17 protein-coding genes are annotated in these 16078 nt (G+C 66.0%); 7 read left to right on the forward strand and 10 right to left on the reverse strand.

All coding sequences use genetic code 11. The features are described from left to right. Window positions 1-43: 43 nt before the first annotated feature. From AC07PR_RS07630 to AC07PR_RS07645, 4 genes are all read right to left on the reverse strand, one after another. A complete protein-coding gene (locus AC07PR_RS07630; protein ID WP_483107150.1) occupies window positions 44-886 on the reverse strand; it encodes a nucleotidyl transferase AbiEii/AbiGii toxin family protein in 843 nt (280 codons plus the stop codon). Then, on the reverse strand, window positions 883-1509 hold the full coding sequence (locus AC07PR_RS07635) for a type IV toxin-antitoxin system AbiEi family antitoxin domain-containing protein (protein WP_483109274.1): 627 nt from the start codon (window positions 1507-1509) through the stop codon (window positions 883-885). Before AC07PR_RS07635 ends, AC07PR_RS07630 begins: the two co-directional genes overlap by 4 nt. A 204-nt stretch (window positions 1510-1713) precedes the next feature. After that, window positions 1714-2406, reverse strand: coding sequence for a helix-turn-helix transcriptional regulator (locus AC07PR_RS07640; RefSeq protein WP_495134927.1), 693 nt, complete (start codon window positions 2404-2406; stop codon window positions 1714-1716). After that, on the reverse strand, window positions 2387-3574 hold the full coding sequence (locus AC07PR_RS07645) for an epoxide hydrolase family protein (protein WP_495134928.1): 1188 nt from the start codon (window positions 3572-3574) through the stop codon (window positions 2387-2389). The genes AC07PR_RS07640 and AC07PR_RS07645 overlap by 20 nt, the downstream gene beginning before the upstream one ends. A 191-nt stretch (window positions 3575-3765) precedes the next feature. Between AC07PR_RS07645 and AC07PR_RS07650 the strand changes: the two genes are divergently transcribed. From AC07PR_RS07650 to AC07PR_RS07675, 6 genes are all read left to right on the forward strand, one after another. Continuing rightward, entirely contained in the window at window positions 3766-4287 is a 522-nt protein-coding gene (locus AC07PR_RS07650) for a deoxycytidylate deaminase (RefSeq protein ID WP_377153080.1), read from the forward strand. Window positions 4288-4470: 183 nt separating this feature from the next. Then, window positions 4471-4773 carry a hypothetical protein gene (locus tag AC07PR_RS07655; RefSeq protein WP_431104553.1) on the forward strand — a complete coding sequence of 101 codons (303 nt, stop codon included), beginning with the start codon at window positions 4471-4473 and terminating at the stop codon, window positions 4771-4773. Window positions 4774-4961: 188 nt separating this feature from the next. Then, the gene (locus AC07PR_RS07660; RefSeq protein ID WP_495134929.1) at window positions 4962-5867 is read left to right on the forward strand and encodes an SDR family NAD(P)-dependent oxidoreductase; all 906 of its coding nucleotides are present in this window, start codon (window positions 4962-4964) and stop codon (window positions 5865-5867) included. Between the two features lie 74 nt (window positions 5868-5941). Then, entirely contained in the window at window positions 5942-6133 is a 192-nt protein-coding gene (locus AC07PR_RS07665) for a hypothetical protein (RefSeq protein ID WP_483107145.1), read from the forward strand. Window positions 6134-6257: 124 nt separating this feature from the next. After that, on the forward strand, window positions 6258-7001 hold the full coding sequence (locus AC07PR_RS07670) for a hypothetical protein (protein ID WP_495134930.1): 744 nt from the start codon (window positions 6258-6260) through the stop codon (window positions 6999-7001). Between the two features lie 75 nt (window positions 7002-7076). Next, window positions 7077-7301 (forward strand): hypothetical protein, encoded by a 225-nt coding sequence (locus AC07PR_RS07675; RefSeq protein ID WP_495134931.1) that lies wholly within the window; start codon window positions 7077-7079, stop codon window positions 7299-7301. 219 nt (window positions 7302-7520) lie between these two features. Here AC07PR_RS07675 and AC07PR_RS07680 read toward each other — a convergent pair whose 3' ends face one another. Then, complete coding sequence (locus AC07PR_RS07680; RefSeq protein ID WP_495134932.1) at window positions 7521-7829, reverse strand: hypothetical protein; 309 nt, start codon at window positions 7827-7829, stop codon at window positions 7521-7523. Between the two features lie 90 nt (window positions 7830-7919). On the opposite strand from AC07PR_RS07680, the gene AC07PR_RS07685 reads away from it, so the two are divergent. Beyond that, entirely contained in the window at window positions 7920-9482 is a 1563-nt protein-coding gene (locus AC07PR_RS07685; protein ID WP_495134933.1) for an LA2681 family HEPN domain-containing protein, read from the forward strand. A gap of 61 nt (window positions 9483-9543) precedes the next feature. On the opposite strand, the gene AC07PR_RS07690 is transcribed toward AC07PR_RS07685, so the two are convergent. From AC07PR_RS07690 to malG, 5 genes are all read right to left on the reverse strand, one after another. Next, window positions 9544-10491: a 2OG-Fe(II) oxygenase gene (locus AC07PR_RS07690; protein WP_495134934.1), complete on the reverse strand. Its 948-nt coding sequence runs from the start codon at window positions 10489-10491 to the stop codon at window positions 9544-9546. 13 nt (window positions 10492-10504) lie between these two features. Continuing rightward, window positions 10505-11209: a hypothetical protein gene (locus tag AC07PR_RS07695; RefSeq protein ID WP_495134935.1), complete on the reverse strand. Its 705-nt coding sequence runs from the start codon at window positions 11207-11209 to the stop codon at window positions 10505-10507. 20 nt (window positions 11210-11229) lie between these two features. Then, entirely contained in the window at window positions 11230-12594 is a 1365-nt protein-coding gene (locus AC07PR_RS07700) for a cytochrome-c peroxidase (protein WP_495135296.1), read from the reverse strand. Next, window positions 12594-14888, reverse strand: coding sequence for a phosphoesterase (locus tag AC07PR_RS07705; RefSeq protein ID WP_495134936.1), 2295 nt, complete (start codon window positions 14886-14888; stop codon window positions 12594-12596). Before AC07PR_RS07705 ends, AC07PR_RS07700 begins: the two co-directional genes overlap by 1 nt. 296 nt (window positions 14889-15184) lie before the next feature. Continuing rightward, window positions 15185-16075 carry a maltose ABC transporter permease MalG gene (gene malG, locus AC07PR_RS07710; protein ID WP_377153118.1) on the reverse strand — a complete coding sequence of 297 codons (891 nt, stop codon included), beginning with the start codon at window positions 16073-16075 and terminating at the stop codon, window positions 15185-15187. Window positions 16076-16078: the final 3 nt, after the last annotated feature.

The following is a 16078-nucleotide window of genomic DNA, read 5'->3' on the forward strand; positions in this document are numbered from 1 at the left end:
GACCCGCGCATTGGACATCGCGCGCCCTCAAGCGCGCGATGCGTCAGATCACCTTGAGGCGACGCAAGGCCAGGACCATCCGGTTCACGAGATCCGGGAGATCCCTTCCCGTCAGGTTGTTCTTCTTCAGGAACGACTTCCACATGCTGACCCTGATCGGATGGGCCGAGAACTCATCGGTGAGACCTTCGGGAATGCCATCGGGCGGGGGCGTCCCGCGCTGAGCGAAGGTCGCCCCAATCGCGGTTCGCAATTCCTTCGGATCGATTAGCTCATCGTGCAGCAGCACATCCAGATCGAAGTAGTCCTTGAGACGCGTGTTGTCGATGCCCCGCGCCCAGATCGCATGCAGCTTCTCGGCGATCGCCGTTTCCTTGGGATAGGCCATCAAACGCGGGGCGGGCAGATCAGGCAACAGCGTTGGATACACGACGGGCTGAGGTCCGGGCGAAACGGCATCGCCATATCCGACGTCGATCTGGATGCTGAGTCGCGCCCGATGGAGTTCGCCGGTCAGTGTGACCCTGACGACGTACTTCTCTTCAATGCCCAGGACGCGTCCGTTCACCGATTCCGGATCGAAATGGACACCATCGTCGACCTGGATAGCGCAGACAGCCTTGAACACCGCGACCAGGCGGTCGACGTCGTTCGAGGTCAGCGCGACGAAATCGGCATCGCGGGTGGGGCGCTGGCTGTCCTGGTACCAAAGAGAAAAGAGCAGGGCGCCCTTCAGCAGAAACTCGTTTGCATGCGGCGATGCGGACAGACGATAGAGGAACCGCTCAAGCCCGAAACGGGTGATGACGCGGGAGAAGTTGTGGTCGGTGCGTTGCGCCAGATTGAGCAGCCGGTCGCGCACCGAGGCGGCGACGTTGCGGCTCATGCGATCAGGCTCTCCACATACGGACGCATCACGTTGTCGACGCGATCGATCTTGGCGAACCGACGGAGTTCGCTCGACTTGAAGGATTGCCGGGCCCATCCGTCGCGCAGGGCTTCGATGCTCACATCCAGTCCGACCTTGTTGCGGAACTTGAAGCAGTCAGCCACGGTCTTCGCCGGGCTGAAGACCGGCACGCGGACGCCGTCGATCTCGTGGTCGACGACGCCCTCGGTCAGCGCGTCGCCCGACATGCGGATGATGCGAACCGCGGGCGAATGGAGCCGCGGGGCGGCCGCGCTGGATGGCAGGGCGACCCAGACGTCGTAGGGCTCCTGCGTCCCGATCTCGTGGAAGCGCAGCGCGGAGAGCAGGCAGACCACCGCGCGTGGCGCTCGCACGCACACCTCGGCAAGCGAAATGTGTTCCGAGACGTCGCGTTCATTCGGGGCGTAGATGCCGTGGCTGATGCGTTGCAAGGTGCCAGCCCGCACCATCCGGCTCAGCACCATCGACGGAATTCCTTCCTCGACCACATCCCGCGCGCGCAGCAGCGATCGCCGCTTTGCGAGCGCGAGAACGGCCTGCTCATAGGACGGTGGAGGCGGGGGTGGACGGCGAGGCATCCCGGTGAGTGTGTTGGAAAAGCTATGCATAAGTCTACAAGTACCTAGAAAACGCAACACCTCCAAGCGGGCGTCGCGACTCCTGTGACCGTACTTGTCGACCGGTTCGCCGGCTATGACTCATCCATGGCGATGCGCTGACGCCTTCCAGCAATTCAAGTGAATCGACGACTGCAGCGACGCATGTCGAACGGCTGCGTGTCTTCAGCGGGCAGCTGGCAACGGTCCTTGCGCGATCTCTCGCGGCGTCTTCCCGAGCAGCCGCTTCAGTGAGTGGCTCATGTGCGCTTGATCGGAGAAGCCGAGCTCGGCAGCGACCTGCGACGCGGTCCACCCCTGGCGAAGCAGCTCCGCGGCCTGGTGGGCCCGCGCGATCTGCTGCAGCGTCTTGAGACCGAGCCCCGCCACCTCCGCGAAGTGCCGCTGGATGCTGCGTTCGTCGAGCCGTTGCCGCGCGCCCTGCAGCGCCCGCAGGACGACCGGATCCCGCTCCAGCACGCCCTGGCGCGCCAGCGCCGCCACGAGCTGCTCGGCGTTGTCGAAGCGGGGGATCTCGAAGCGCTCGTCGCCGAGGTGGAAGCGCCCCTGCCGGTCGACCGGGCAGATCACGCCCTGGCCGACCATCAGCCGCCCCGGCAGGCGCGGCATGTAGACATCGGTCTTGAAGGCGATGCTGAGGATCTCGTCGCCCGCGCGGTTGTCGATCGTGAGCGGAGCGGTGATCTGGCCGGTCTGGATCACCATCACCGGACCGTCGCCGCGGCGCACGAACAGCAGGTCCCACGAACCGTCGGGCAAGGCGGTCTCACGGTTGTCCGCGAGATGCCGGACACGGCGGACCTTCGCCACCAGGGGCGAATCCGCCGGACGTTCCTCCTCAGCGATCGGTCCTTCCATCCAGACCCTCTCGGGGTGTTCGGGACGCTTGCGCCCGCAGCGCGCCGAAGAATCGGCGCAGGTCGTCCACGACCAGTTGCGGGTCCGTTTCGTTGGCGAAGTGACCGCCGCGTGGCATCTCGGTCCACTGTAGCAGCCGGGTATGCGAGCGCGCCGCGAAGCTTCGGACCGAGCGGAAGTCGTCGGGGAACACGGCCACGGCGGTCGGCGTGTGATTGGGCAGGTCGCGATAGCCCGCGCCGCTGGCGGCGTTGGCGAAGTACATCTCGGCCGCCTGCCCGCCGGTGCCGGTGAACCAGTAGAGCGACAGGTGGGTGAGGAAGCGGTCGCGGTCGACCTCGGCGGCGCGTTCTCCTTCGAAGCCGAAAAACAGCTCGGCGTTCCAGGCCAGCAACGCCGCCGGCGAATCCACCAGGCCGAAGGCGAGGGTGCCCGGCCGCTTGGACTGGATGTCGACATAACCGGCGTACTTCCTGAAGTAGTTCAGGCGCTCGAACCCCGCCATCTCGAACGGGGTCAGGTCTTGCATTTCGTCGGGCGTGCCGGCGGGGAACGCGAAGATCTGCTGGACGTGGACACCAGCCAAACCTTCCGGCGCGAGGATGCCCATCTCCCGAGCGACCAGCGCGCCGACGTCGCCCCCCTGCGCGCCGTAGTGCTCGTAGCCCAGGCGCTTCATCAAGGTGTCCCAGGCGGCCGCGGTGCGGGCGGCATCCCAGCCCGCAGCCGCCAGTGGCGACGACAAGCCCATGCCCGGCACCGACGGGATGACCAGGTCGAAGGCCGGCGCATCGTCGCGGCCGTGGCCGCGCGGGTCCGTCAGCGGACCGATGAGGTCCAGGTACTCGGCCGGGGAGCTCGGCCAGCCATGCGTCAGGATCAGCGGGAAGGCTTCCGCTTCCGGCGACTTCACGTGGATGAAGTGGAGGGTCTGGCCGTCGATCTCCGTCGTGAATTGCGGCAGCGCGTTCAGGCGCGCTTCCTGGGCGCGCCAGTCGAAGCCGTCGCGCCAGTAGTCGGCCAGTTCGCGCACCAGCGACACGGCCTGGCCGTGGCTGAAATCGCGCACGACCGGCTGCGGCCAGCGCGTGGCGGCGAGGCGGGCGCGAAGGTCGTCGATCTGCGAGTCTGCGATCTCGATCCGGAACGGATGGATGGCGGTGTTCATGGCGGCTCCTTGGCGGGGTGGGAATGGCCTCACTGTCGGACAAGGCCGCGGCCGGGTCTTGTAGAAAACCGACGCGGCGGTTCGCCCGCTCCGCGATGGCTTCGCCGGGTCGACGTCCCGCGTGCCACGGCGCCCCGACCGCTCCACTACACTTCTCCGCCTTCCTGGACCTCCGCGTTCCCGCTCCCGTCATGGACAACCAACCGCTGATCGACTGGCATTCGATGTTCATGGGTGTGGCCCTGCTGGCCAGCGCCCGTTCCAAGGACAGCCGCAAGCGCAACGGTGCCTGCATCGCCAGCGCGGACTACAAGATCGTCGGGGTGGGCTACAACGGCCTGCCGCGCGGCTGCGACGACAACGACCCCGCCTACTGGTCCGACGATGACGCCGATCCGGCCAACTCGCGCCACAGCTACATCGTGCATGCCGAGGTCAATGCGATCCTCAACTGCGTCGTGCTGCCGCTGACCGGCAGCACCATCTACACGACGCAGTACCCGTGCCCGCGCTGCGTGCAGTCCATCATCCAGGTGGGCATCCAGCGGGTGGTCTACCTGGAGAAGAAGGACCACCAGATCGGCCTCAACACCGCCTCGGCCAAGATGCTGACCGACGCGCGGATCGACGTGCTGGCGCTCAACGAGCTCGACGTGCCGGCGGCCGTCTGGTGCACCGACCTGTCGGGCTTCATCGCCAAGCCGCGGACCTGAGCGGTGCCCGGCGGCTGGCGGAAGCCGTGCGAGGGGGCGATGGGTCCGACGGTCGCTTCGAAGGATCGCTCCGACGGGTGATCCGATGAACTGACCGGGAAAGACCCCGCTTTTCCCGCTCAAGTTTTTTTCGGCCCGATTCATGATCCTTCCCACGCCGACATGAATCGTTCCGAGGCCGCCATGCACACCACCATCCCGCCGCACCTGATGCCCGAAACCGCCCAGGCTCCCTGGGGACTGGTGCCGGATCTCGGCCTGACGGTGGCCGGCACGGCCAGCATGGACGAGCTCTTCGCACTGCAGGACCTGATGGCCGGACAAGGCCTGACCCTGCAACCGACGCGCATGCTGTACGACCGTCTCTACGCGCTGGAGCGCCTGAACACCGCGCATGCCCGCGGCGACGCGCGGCTGCAGGCGGCCGCGCAGGAGCTGTTCGATGCCTACCAGCGTCGCGGCGAATGGATCGGCCTGGTGCACTGAGCCGACGTTCCGCCCTCCATCCCGATCCGAAGGCGCCCGTGTGGCGCCTTTGTCGTTTTCGCTTTGCGCTTCTGGCATTTCAATGCTCGGTCGTTCGTGTCGGCGCATCGACTTCCCCTTGATTAGGCGTGGCGCACGTCAGGTCGCTTCGCTAAGCTGAGGTGGTCAGGGATGGAGCGAAAAAAATCATGCTCACGACGATCTGGAGGGCGCTGAAGATTCAGCGCAGGGTGGCCATGGGGCCGCTCATGTTGACCTTCCAATGGGGGCGGTCGACACGGCTGGTCCGATCGAGGACGAGGAGAACTGGCCGGGCGGCCTTCGATGCCGGCGCAGTCCGGGAACCGGTCGCGCCTGTCGAGCGACAGGCTGAGCGTCCTGCCGAGCCGCTGTCGCCGCCCAGCGCGCTGCTGTTCGGGGTCGGGCCTGGATTGGGCGAAGCGCTCATGGAGCGACTGGATGGCGAGGGCTTCCGGCTTGGCGTCGTGTCGCGCAACGCTGGGCGCCTGCAGGGGCTGCTGGATCGATTGCCGGGAGGCGGTCGTCGACATCACGCCTATGCCTGCGACGTGACGCTGGAGACCTCCGTCGACAAAGCCTTCGCGCAATTCGAGCGCGACTTCGGCGCGCCATCGTTGGTGATCTACGCACTGCAGAGCTTCGGTCCCGGCACGATCGACGACATCGAAGTGCCCGCCTTCGAAGAGGGCCTGCGCCACAACTGCTTCGGCGCCTTCCTGGTCTCTCGCCTGGCATGCCGGGCGATGGCCGAGGCGGGGCGGGGCACGCTGCTGCTGGACGGTTCGACGTCGTCGGTCATCGGGCGGGCAGGGCACCTGAATCTTGTCGCCGGAAAATTCGGACAGCGCGGTCTCGCGCAGGTGCTCGCCCGCGAGATGTGGCCGCGAGGCGTTCACGTGGCTCACGTGATGATCGACGCCGACATCCAGGAAGGCGAGGGACATACCCATCCACAATCGGAGCCGCACCACATTGCGGAGACGCTGTTGTTCCTCCATCGACAGCCGAAGTCTGCATGGACCAGCGAGCTGGATCTCCGACCGTGGAATGAGCGCTTCTGGGAGCACTGCTGAGACGGACGATTCTGAGTCGCCATCAGGGCGACGACCCGATGGCTAAGATCGGACGACCACTTCAGGAGGACCGCATGAACACACCGCGCTCTCCCCGGGACTTCCCGCCCGGCCTCTACGGCGGGCTCGAGCACGACGACGAGGACCACCGCGTCGGCGAGACGGGCCAGAAGGGCCCGGAAGGTGATGGCGACGTCGATCGAGCCCATCACGAGCAGCAGGACCGCGACAGCCGGGACGATCGCGCGCGACCGCCCAAACGCTGAAGAAGACGCTGAAGAGGAACGCTGAACAGTTACCTTCTGCCGTCTTGGCGCCTTCATCTCCCGAGTGCAGAATCCGCGGTCGCAAAAAAGCCAACAAGGCGATCGAACTCGGGAGGAAAAGGCGATGCCATTCGTCGGATTGGGTGTTCACATTCTGCTGGCGCTGTTCTGCGCCGTTCACGTCGTGCGCAACGGGGGGCAGCTGTACTGGCTGATCATCCTGTTCTCGTTCCCGCTGCTGGGCAGCCTTGTCTACCTGCTGGTGTTCGTGGTGCCGCACTCGCGGGTCGAGCGCAGCGCCAAGCGCGCCGTGCGCGCGGCCGGCCGCGCAATGGATCCGGGTCGGGAACTGCGCGAGGCGCGCATCGCCTTCGACGAGACCCCGACCGCGCAGAACCAGATGCGCCTGGCCACCGCGCTGCTGGAAGCCGGCGAGGCGGCGCAGTCCGCCGAGCAGTTCCAGGCGTGCCTGCGCGGCCCGTTCGCGAAGGACCTGGAGATCCAGCTCGGCGCGGCTCGCGCCTTCCTCGCGGCCGGACAGGCGGCTCAGGCGCTGGAACACCTGGCATCGATGCGCGCCGAGAAGGCCGACTTCCGCGCCGAGGCGGTGTCCTTGCTGACGGCGCGATCGCTGGCGGCGCTGGACCGCAGCGTGGAGGCGCGCGCCGAATTCGAATCCGCCTCGGAGCGCTTCGGCAGCGTCGAAGCCTGGGCGGAATACGCGATCTGGGCGCTGGGCCGCGGCGACGACGCGACCGCGCAGCCGCTGCTGGCGAAGATCGACAAGGTCAGCGCGAAGTGGAATGCGCTGGCGAAGCAGCTCAATGAGCCGGTGATGCGGCGACTGCGGGTGGCGCGCAAGCCTTGACCCTGCGAATGTGCTCGTCGCGACGAAGCAACTGCGTGGTCATCTTTCGAATCAACGTGCCCAGCCGCTGATCGCATGGACTCGCTGCAGGATCAGCTCGAACAGGCGATGAGCGATGCATCCCCGCTCGTTCACTTCCGTGATGCGATGGCACATCGTCTTGCGGAGGGTGCCAGCAGGGATCAGCTCGTCGAGGAACTGGAAGACCTCCGTGCAACCGTGGACGTCGGGCGCGAAGATCTGATCCTTCAGATCCTCGATTGCTTAGTGGGGTGGTGTCATCCGGATATGAGGCTTTAATGCGGGAACTGTGACGGAGCTGGGGAATAAGTACACGTCGAAAGTTGCTTCTCTTCGCGTGGGTGTGAATGTCCAGTCAGGCAATGACTATGGTCTCCTCATTCACCAAATGAATGCGCGCTTGGAGAGCTATCTCGACGACAACTTCGAGAAGATGGTGCCGCGTCTGTAAGACGCAGCAGCGACGTTGGCCGCTTTCCTGAGCCCCCGTCGACGCATTCAGGACCATGAGCAATGCGTCCAAGGGGCAACGCCCACTTCCAACGCGTCCAAACGTGGGTTGGTTAGTTCACCGAAGTCACGGAGCTCCTTGGCGCGCAGCAGAGCTTCGCTACCGAGCACTTCATCGACGAGTATGGACCTCGGATCGCCGTCATCCAGCAGTGACTCTTTCCTGTCTACGGGATTGATGGAATTGAGCTTACGAGCAAAGACAAGGCCATTAGCATCAACCTCCAGCGTCATCAACGTGCGATGAGAAATTGCTGCAGCTTGCGCGGCATAGGTTGCTCCACCTAGGATCCGCATCCAAGCTTTACCGGTTCCAAGCCATCGGAGCAAACGGCCCGATGGTCTCCGAACTTTCGGCGTAGTCAACGCTCAGTAGCGCCGTACCAAATGCCCCATCCAACTCTGCTGGACAAGATTCGAAAGGTAGAAGACCTGCTCGCTCGTGCAGCTCCAGAGGCCGAGACTCTCGAGGCCTTTGGAGAGTTGGTCGACGAAGCAGGGGATGAAAGCGACGAACCAGCTTTGGTTCGCGCTACTGAACTAGCGCCAGCAGTCGAGGCAGCATGCACTGGCCCCAATGCTGCATGGGCGCACTACTGCCACGCCAATGCTTGGTCTGGTCTCTACCGCCTTCGAAAGTACCCATCCCTCGCGCTGTCGTGGGACCAGCCGGAGCTTCTTAGCGAGATTCTCTACCTTCGCTCCGCACTCCAGCATGAAGGGGCGGCGGAGCTAAAGCCCCACCTGCAAGCGCAGTTGCATTGCAACCTGGGCAACTCATTCAATAGGACGGGACGCTCTATCGATGCCATCGAACACTGGGAGGCGGCTCTTGAGTTGAATCCTATTCTTGCGATGGCTCGTGGGAACCTTGGGGACGGTCTTGTCTTCTACGCATCGACCCTCTACGACGAAGGACATGCGGAGATGCTCTTTCGGCGGGCGCGCTACCACCTCGCTCTGGCCGTTGAGATTGGACTTGGTCGCGATGGCGCGACATATGGCGCGGCACTGGAATACTTCGAGCAACGTCTCGATTTCGTCGATGACTGTCTGACAAGAGCCGCGGCCACATTTGACGACGACATATCTTGGGTGAAGGACTTCTCCCTGGGGAAGTCGAAGACCGAGCAGAGATACCGGCGATGGTGCTTGGAGCGCAGGCTCTTCATCAACCCGCTGAACGACGCGTACGTCGAGCCCATCGCAGCGCACGACGTACTGAACTTGCCGAACCACCCAGCCGACGCCGGCATCAAGTACCTCGCCTTCTTCAACCAGTTGAAGCAGGAATATGCGTACGCGCGTTGGTGCCTCTACGAAGGCTCCTCGTCGCACAAGCTTCACCTCGCCGATCGCGAGGTGAAGTTGACATTCAACGCCGACCACGCCCGCTACTCCATCGGCTTGGAACAAGTGAAGACGGCCTTCCGCACGGCGTACTCCTTGCTCGACAAAGTTGCCTACTTCGTCAACGACTACTGGCAGCTTCAGATTCCGGAGAAGCAGGTCGACTTCAGCTCCATCTGGACCGAGAAGAAAAAACCGAGGGTGGGTCGGGTCTGGACGGTGCTTGAGAACTCAAAGAACCTCGCGCTTCAGGCGCTGTACTGGTTATCTCGCGACTTCTACGACGAGGCGTTTCACAAAGTCGCGGCACCTGACGCCCGAGCCCTGAGAGACCTGCGGAATCATCTGGAGCACAAGTTCCTCAAAGTGGTCGACGTCCTCCCCTCCGACCAAGGACCCGATATCTATCAAGACAGTTTGTCTCGGAAGATGACACCGGAGGAGCTAGTGACAAGGGCCGAGCGAATTCTCAAGATTGCTCGTTCGGCCTTGGTCTATCTGGCACTGGCGATGCACCGGCAGGAAGAACAGCGCCCTGACGACGGCAAGCTGCGCTTTCCACTCGCAGTCGACGACATGCCCGACGACCTCAAGCGGTAAGGAAGCCCGACGGGAAGTCGCCAACGCCGGCTCGGAGTAGTTCTTGCGTCAAGCAGTCGACTCACGCGCTCACGAACACCCGCTCCCGCATCCACTTCGTCGCCACCCACTTTTCGCCGCGCGTGACCGCGCTGCTGGCGTGCAGCGAGGCGTGGTCCAGTTCGCCGTGTGAGTTGGCGTACTCGAAGTAGACGGCGTTGCCGCGCTGCGGCGAGACCGCCCAGCCCGCTGCAGGGAACACCGTCTCGCCGCCGGCGGGTACGTCGTTGAGGTAAGTGACCAAGGTGCTCACGCGCTGCCCGCTGCGCGCGATCGACGCCTGGTTGGCGGGGTTCGACGGCACCAGGAAGTCATAGTGCGGCGCGCTGCCGGCGCCTTCGGGGTAGTGCAGGATCTGCAGACCTTCGCCGTGTGACACCGGCAGGTTCATGATCTCCGCGATGCGCCGATCCAGGCGCGCGATCAGCGGCGTCTCGGCCGGGCGGAAGAACATCCCAAGGCTGCTGCGCAAGCCGCTCACGACGTCGCGCCCCGTGCGCGGATCGACGAGCGTCGATGGCCGCAGACGGCCTCGCGCCAAGGCGATGACTTCCTCGCATTCATCGGCGCTGAAGACGCCGTTGAGCACCGCCAGCATCGGTCGCTCCGCACGCGCGGCCACGCGCACAAGGCGGTCGTCCGTCGCGATCGACGTACCAGGTCGAAAGCGCGGCGTCTCGTACCGGTAAGGCGGTGCGCCGTCGAGGGCCGATGCCATCGGCATTCCCGTCGGCGTCCCTGTCGACATGCCCGTCGGCATCGGCTGGGGCGACAGCTCGACCTGATCCACCGGCATCGCGCGCTCTCCGCGGCGCGCACGCACGAACGCCTCGACGATCGCCTGCGCCGCCTCGGCCGCGATGTCGCGTTCCTGCAGCGCGCCTCGCAGCTCGCCAGGCGCCACGCCGTTGTCCAGATGCTGGCGGACCCAGTCGCCCAGCGCGGGAGGAAAGCGCACGACGGTCGTCATGACGGCGTGCCGCTCAGAGCAGGTCCACGGCGACCCAACCGGTCTCCGTCTTCTTGAACGTCTCCTGCAGCTGCGCGCTGCCCGCGCCGCGGATCACCTGAGCCACGACGGGGAACACCTTCTGCAGCTCGGCATCGCCGGTCCACGGCGCAGCCTTGACCCGGTAGGTGTAGCTGACGATCGCGTGCCGGTCCTTGCCCTCGCCGCCGAGTTCCCAATGCACGACCTTGTCCAGACTCAGCTTGGCCGCGCAGAAGTTGCCGCGCGTCTCCTTGCCGCCGTCGGGCCGCGGCTGCTCGCGCGTCAGGTAGAACTGCTTGCCGCTCTCGGTCAGCGCGTAGCGCCGGACTTTCATGTGGTGCGACACCTCGTTGTCGTCCTTCACGTCGACCTCGGCCACCGTCGAGCTCGCCAGCCCCAGCCGCTCCAGCACGGGCATCTGCAGCGCGTTGCGCGCGCCGGCGTCGATCTCGCGCTGGGTCAGATCGATGGGCCACTCGTTCTTGGCCAGGCACAGGTCGCCGCGCTTGGCGAGGTAGTCCTGCATGCCGGCGACGAAGTGATCCGCGGTCGGCTCAGCCGACGCTGTCGAGGCCGACGACTCGCCGGACCGCGAGCAGGCGCACAGCGCGGTCAGCGCGAGCACGGCGACGACGAGGCCGGCTGCGCGCACGGCGCGATGAGGAGTGGAAGCGGACGACATGCGGAAGATGGACATGGAGAAATCGGAAGAGATCATCACGACGTGCAGGCCCCCGGCGCGGGCGCTTTCGCCGGCTGGGTGTCCTTGTCGTTGAGCGTGTTCAGGAAGCAGAGCAGGTCGGCGATGTCCTGCTCCGACATCGGTGGCTTGGTGTGCGCCGCGCGGCCGTCCAGCGGCATCTGCGAGTCGATGTTGCCGACGAACTGCTGAGGCAGATCGTCGAACTTGCGCACCTTGCCGCCGACGTACTGCGTGGTGATCAGGCCGTAGGTCGGGAAGTCGGGATCCGGCGTCGCCTTGGGCGTCCCGCCCACCGTCGGATACCAGAGCTCGGGCATCGTGTCGCGCGTGTTGTAGAAGCGGATCGTCTGCTCCAGCGAATGGAAGATCCCGTTGTGGAAGAAGCTGCCGCGCGTGGCCACGTTGCGCAGCGTCGGCGACTTGAACATGCCGCAGAAGGTGTTGCCCTTCACCGGCGCGTGGTCCGTGCGCAGCGGGCCGCACAGGCCGATGTCGGCGTAGGCCGGGTCCGCGTTCGCCGGAATGGCCGTGTTGCGCGGGACGCCGATCGCCTCGTAGGAGAAGTCCGTGAAGATCGCCGTGCTGCCGTTCAGGCCGGCGCCCTGGTAGTGGCAGGACGCGCAGTTGCCGCCGTTCGGGTCGGCGAAGACCTTCAGGCCGCGCGCCTCGGCGGCGGTCAGCACGCCGCCGATCTTGTTGCCGATGTAGAGGTCGAACTTGCTCGAGTACGGATGGAAGCTGACGTCCTCCAGCTGGAAGGCCTGCAGCGCCTTGCCGGCGGCGGCGAAGGCCTGATCGGCGTCCTCGAAGATCCGCGCGCCGAAGGCTTGCCGGAACTGCTCGGCGTAGGGGCCGGCCTGCAGCTTCTTGACGACGTCGGCGGCGCTGGCGTTGGCCATCTCGTTCGGGTCCAGCAGCGGCAGGCCCGCCTGCTCGGCGAGCGTGGCCGCACGGCCGTCCCACGCGAAGCCGCCGCCGGGTCCGGGCACGCTGACGCCGTCCGGGTTGTCCAGCAGGTCCGCGTAGGGCGGCGTCGCGTCCTTGTAGCGCAGCGACGGCACGGCGCGCAAGCCGGCGCGCTTCAGATCGGGACCGCCGAGCTGCACCGACAGATCGTTCGGCGGGCCGTAGGCATTCTTCGGATCGTGGCAGGTCGCGCAGGCCATGCGGCCGGAGCCCGACAGCGTCGTGTCGAAGAACATCTTCTGACCGACCTGCGCGATGGCGCTCAGCGGCGTGACCGGGTTCAGCGCGGTGCCGGCGGAGGATGCCGCCTCCGCGCCGGACGCGGCGCTCCCGGTGTCGGCGCTGCCCGACGGGCCGCAGCCGGCGAGCAGCAGGCCGAGTCCGAGGACCGCGCCGGCGCGGAGGACGGCGATCACTTCTTCAACGCCCAGACGTTGGTCTGGACCGCGTCGGCGCCGATCTGCGCGGCCGTGTTCACGTCGGACGACTGCTTCTGCGTGTAGTTGGCCGGGGCCTTCCACGCATGGTTGATCGCGCGCACCGAGTCGAAGTGGGTGTCGGCGCTGCCGGCGTACTCCGGCAGGTTGAGGATGTTGGCCGCGATGAACTTCTCGGTGTACTTCGAGCGGTTCATGTACGACGCATCCACCGCCGGGTCGGCCAGCTGGAACATGTCCTGCAGCGTGCGCACGAACGAGAAGTGGCTGTAGGCATCGCCGTCGGACACGCCCTTGGGCGCGTCGGCCTGGTTGGTCAGGATGCCGAAGATGCTCTGGCCGTGGCCGCGATTGCCCTTGGTGTAGTTGTTGACGCTGGCGTCGACCGTGACCGCGCCGGTCTTGGGATCGACGACCACCGGCTTGGCCACCGCGCTGTTGGACACGTTCCAGCCGCAGCAGGAGTTGAAGCCCGAGGTGGCGCTGCCTTCGTCGAACATCAGCACGATGGCGACGCGCTTGGCGGGGTTCTTCCACAGCGGCGAGGCCTGGATCTTCTTCACCAGCGCGTCGACGTAGTTGTCGCCGCGCGTGATGATGTTGGCCGCCGAGCTCTGCGCCACGTTGTTGGCGACGCTGCCGCAGTCGCTGGCCGTGGCGGTGCTGCCGTTGGCCAGCTTGCCGATGACGCTGATGCCGTGCATGTCGTCGCACTGGTCGGGCACCAGGAAGTTCAGCGTGCCGACCTTGCCGCTGGCCAGGTCGGTGCCGAGCTGGTCGACGTCGTAGTTGGCCGGCATGGCGTAGGCGCTGCTGCTCTTGAGGTTGGCGTCCCACTGGCCGCCGCCCATGGTGCGGTTGCTGTACTTGAACTCCGGCGCGCTGCGGACGTTCTGGTAGGCCATGCCCGGATGATGCTTGGTCTTGTACAGGCCCGCGGGCATCGGCAGCGTCAGGCCGGCGGTGCCGACGGCGGCGGTGTTGCCGTTGATCGTGCCCGGCGCGTAGACGTTGTCGGCGGCCGTGACGGCGGCGTCGGCGACGGAGTCGGTGCGGAAGTCCTGGCCCGGGTTCATCGACTCGCTGTAGGTGCGCCAGGTCATGCCGGCGGCCGTGATCGCGTTGAACAGGTTGGGCTTGCCGACGATGTTGTGGTTGACCGCGGCGGTCTGCGTGCAGCTGGCCGCGAATGGCGAGCTCGCCAGGCCCGGCTGGGTCTTGTCGGGCAGCGGCAGGTCCTGGACCGCATTGGCGCCGGTGGCATCGCAGTTCCACTGGCTGTCGTCGGTGATGCCGAAGTCGTCGGCGCCGCCGAGGGCCGTGTAGTTCGGCTCCGACGGGTTGCCGGTGGCGTAGTAGCTGGTCAGCTGGTTGCCGCTGGCGAGCAGCGCGTTGATCTTGGGCGCCCACGGCGAGCCCTTGATCGACAGCGTGGCCTTGTTCTCCAGCATCACGATGAAGATGTGGTCGTAGCGCGGCACGCCTTCGAGCGCGAACGCGGCCTGCTGCGATTGGGCGAAGGTGATCTTCGTGCGGGCGTCCGTGCCGGTGGGCGCGGTGGCGACGCTCACGTTGGCGGCGCCGGCCAGTCGCGGATCGCCGCCGGGCGCGGCCAGCGCGTCGGGGTACAGGTCGCCGCGGTCGAGCTTGGTGATCGCGTAGGTGAAGCGGTTGTCCAGGGCCTTGGACTCGGCCAGCAGGGCGACCTGGTCGGCGCCGGTGACGGTGCTCGCGTCGGCCAGCACATTGGCCAGCGACACGCCGATGCGCGTGGCGACGGTCTGCTTCTCGGTCGCGTAGCTGGTGCCGTTGGCCTCGACGAGGCGCTGCACTTCCGACGACAGCGGGCTGATGACGACGTTGCCGGCCTGCTCGATGACCTGGTCCAGCGACGCGCGCAGCACGTCGCGGCTCGCGACCTTGGCGCTGGTGGTGGACAGCGTGGCATCGGTGCCGATGTCGGCGATCAGCGCGGCGTTGGCCGGCAGGGTCAGCGAGAAGTGGCCCTTGGCGTCGGTGACGACGGGGTTCTCGGCGGTGTCGCAGACGCCGTTGCCGTTGGTGTCGACGCAGACCTTGGCGCCGACGTAGTAGGCGGGGTCGATCTTGGGATCGGTCGCGCTGCCGGCGGTGAAGCTGGTGGCGGTGACGACGCCGTTGATCGTGACGCTCGGCGACTGGGTGTCGCTATCGGAGCCGCAGGCCGCCAGGATGGCGGCGGCAACGAGGGTGAGCGAGGCGTTCAGCGCGGTGGATTTGCTGTGTCGCATGGGAGTCCTGGAGTGGTGGCGATGGCTGTGTTCGTGGACCTCGGGGAGGAGGCTGTTCGAAACGCCGCGCACTCTAGAAATCACGCATGACGGATCCGTGTCACTCGACGTCAAGGCCGCGTGAGGGCCCTTGCCAGGCAAGGCCTGGCACGTTTCGCAAAGTTACGTGAAGCGACACACACACGCGGAATGGGTTGCGATGCGCACGGGGCTTGATGGCGAGGGAACGCTCTCGGAATGAACTTGAGCTGGATCGCAGCGTGCCGTGTCCCAGGCGCGTTGAACGTAGCAGGGCCTCAGCCCTTCACCCCACCCGCCGTCAGCCCCGACACGATCCACCGCTGCGCCAGCAGGAACACCGCCGTGATCGGCAGTCCCGACAGGACCGCCGCCGCCGCGAAGTCGCCCCACAGGAAGCGCTGGTCGTGCAGGAAGTACTTCGACCCGACCGCCAGCGTGAGGTTGGATTCCTCGCGCAGCAGCACCGACGCCACCGGGTACTCGATGATGCAGCCGATGAAGGCCAGCACGAACACCACCATCAGGATCGGCACCGCCATCGGCAGCAGCACCAGTCGGAACGCCTGCCAGTGCGACGCGCCGTCGACCTTGGCGTTCTCCTCGATCTCCACGGGGATGGTCTCGAAGTAGCCCTTGATCGTCCAGATGTGCGTCGCCACGCCGCCCAGGTAGGCCACGATCACGCCCGCGTGCGTCTCGATGCCCAGCCACGGCACGAAGGTGCCGATGGTCTCGAAGATCGCGTAGATCGCCACCAGCGCCAGCACCGCCGGGAACATCTGCAGCAGCAGCATGCTGTTCAGGATGCTGGCCTTGAACGGGAACTTCAGCCGCGCGAAACCGTAGGCCGCCGTCGTCGAGATGGCCACGATCAGCACCGCCGAGATCGTCGCCACCTTGATCGAGTTCCACAGCCACGTCAGCACCGGGAAGGGCGGCTGCACCAGCGAGCCGTCCGCCGCCTGGTACGGAATGCCCAGCGCCAGCTGCCAGTGCTCCAGGCTGATCGTCGTCGGGATCAGGCTGCCGGTGGCGAAGTTGCCCGGCCGCAGCGAGATCGACACCACCGCCAGCAGCGGGAACAGCGTGATCGCCAGGAACACCCACAGCAGCACATGCGCCGCGATGACGCGCCAGCGCGCCTGTTTGCCTCGAACGATGGCCATGTC

Source organism: Roseateles sp. GW821-FHT09H11 (genome assembly GCF_059415845.1).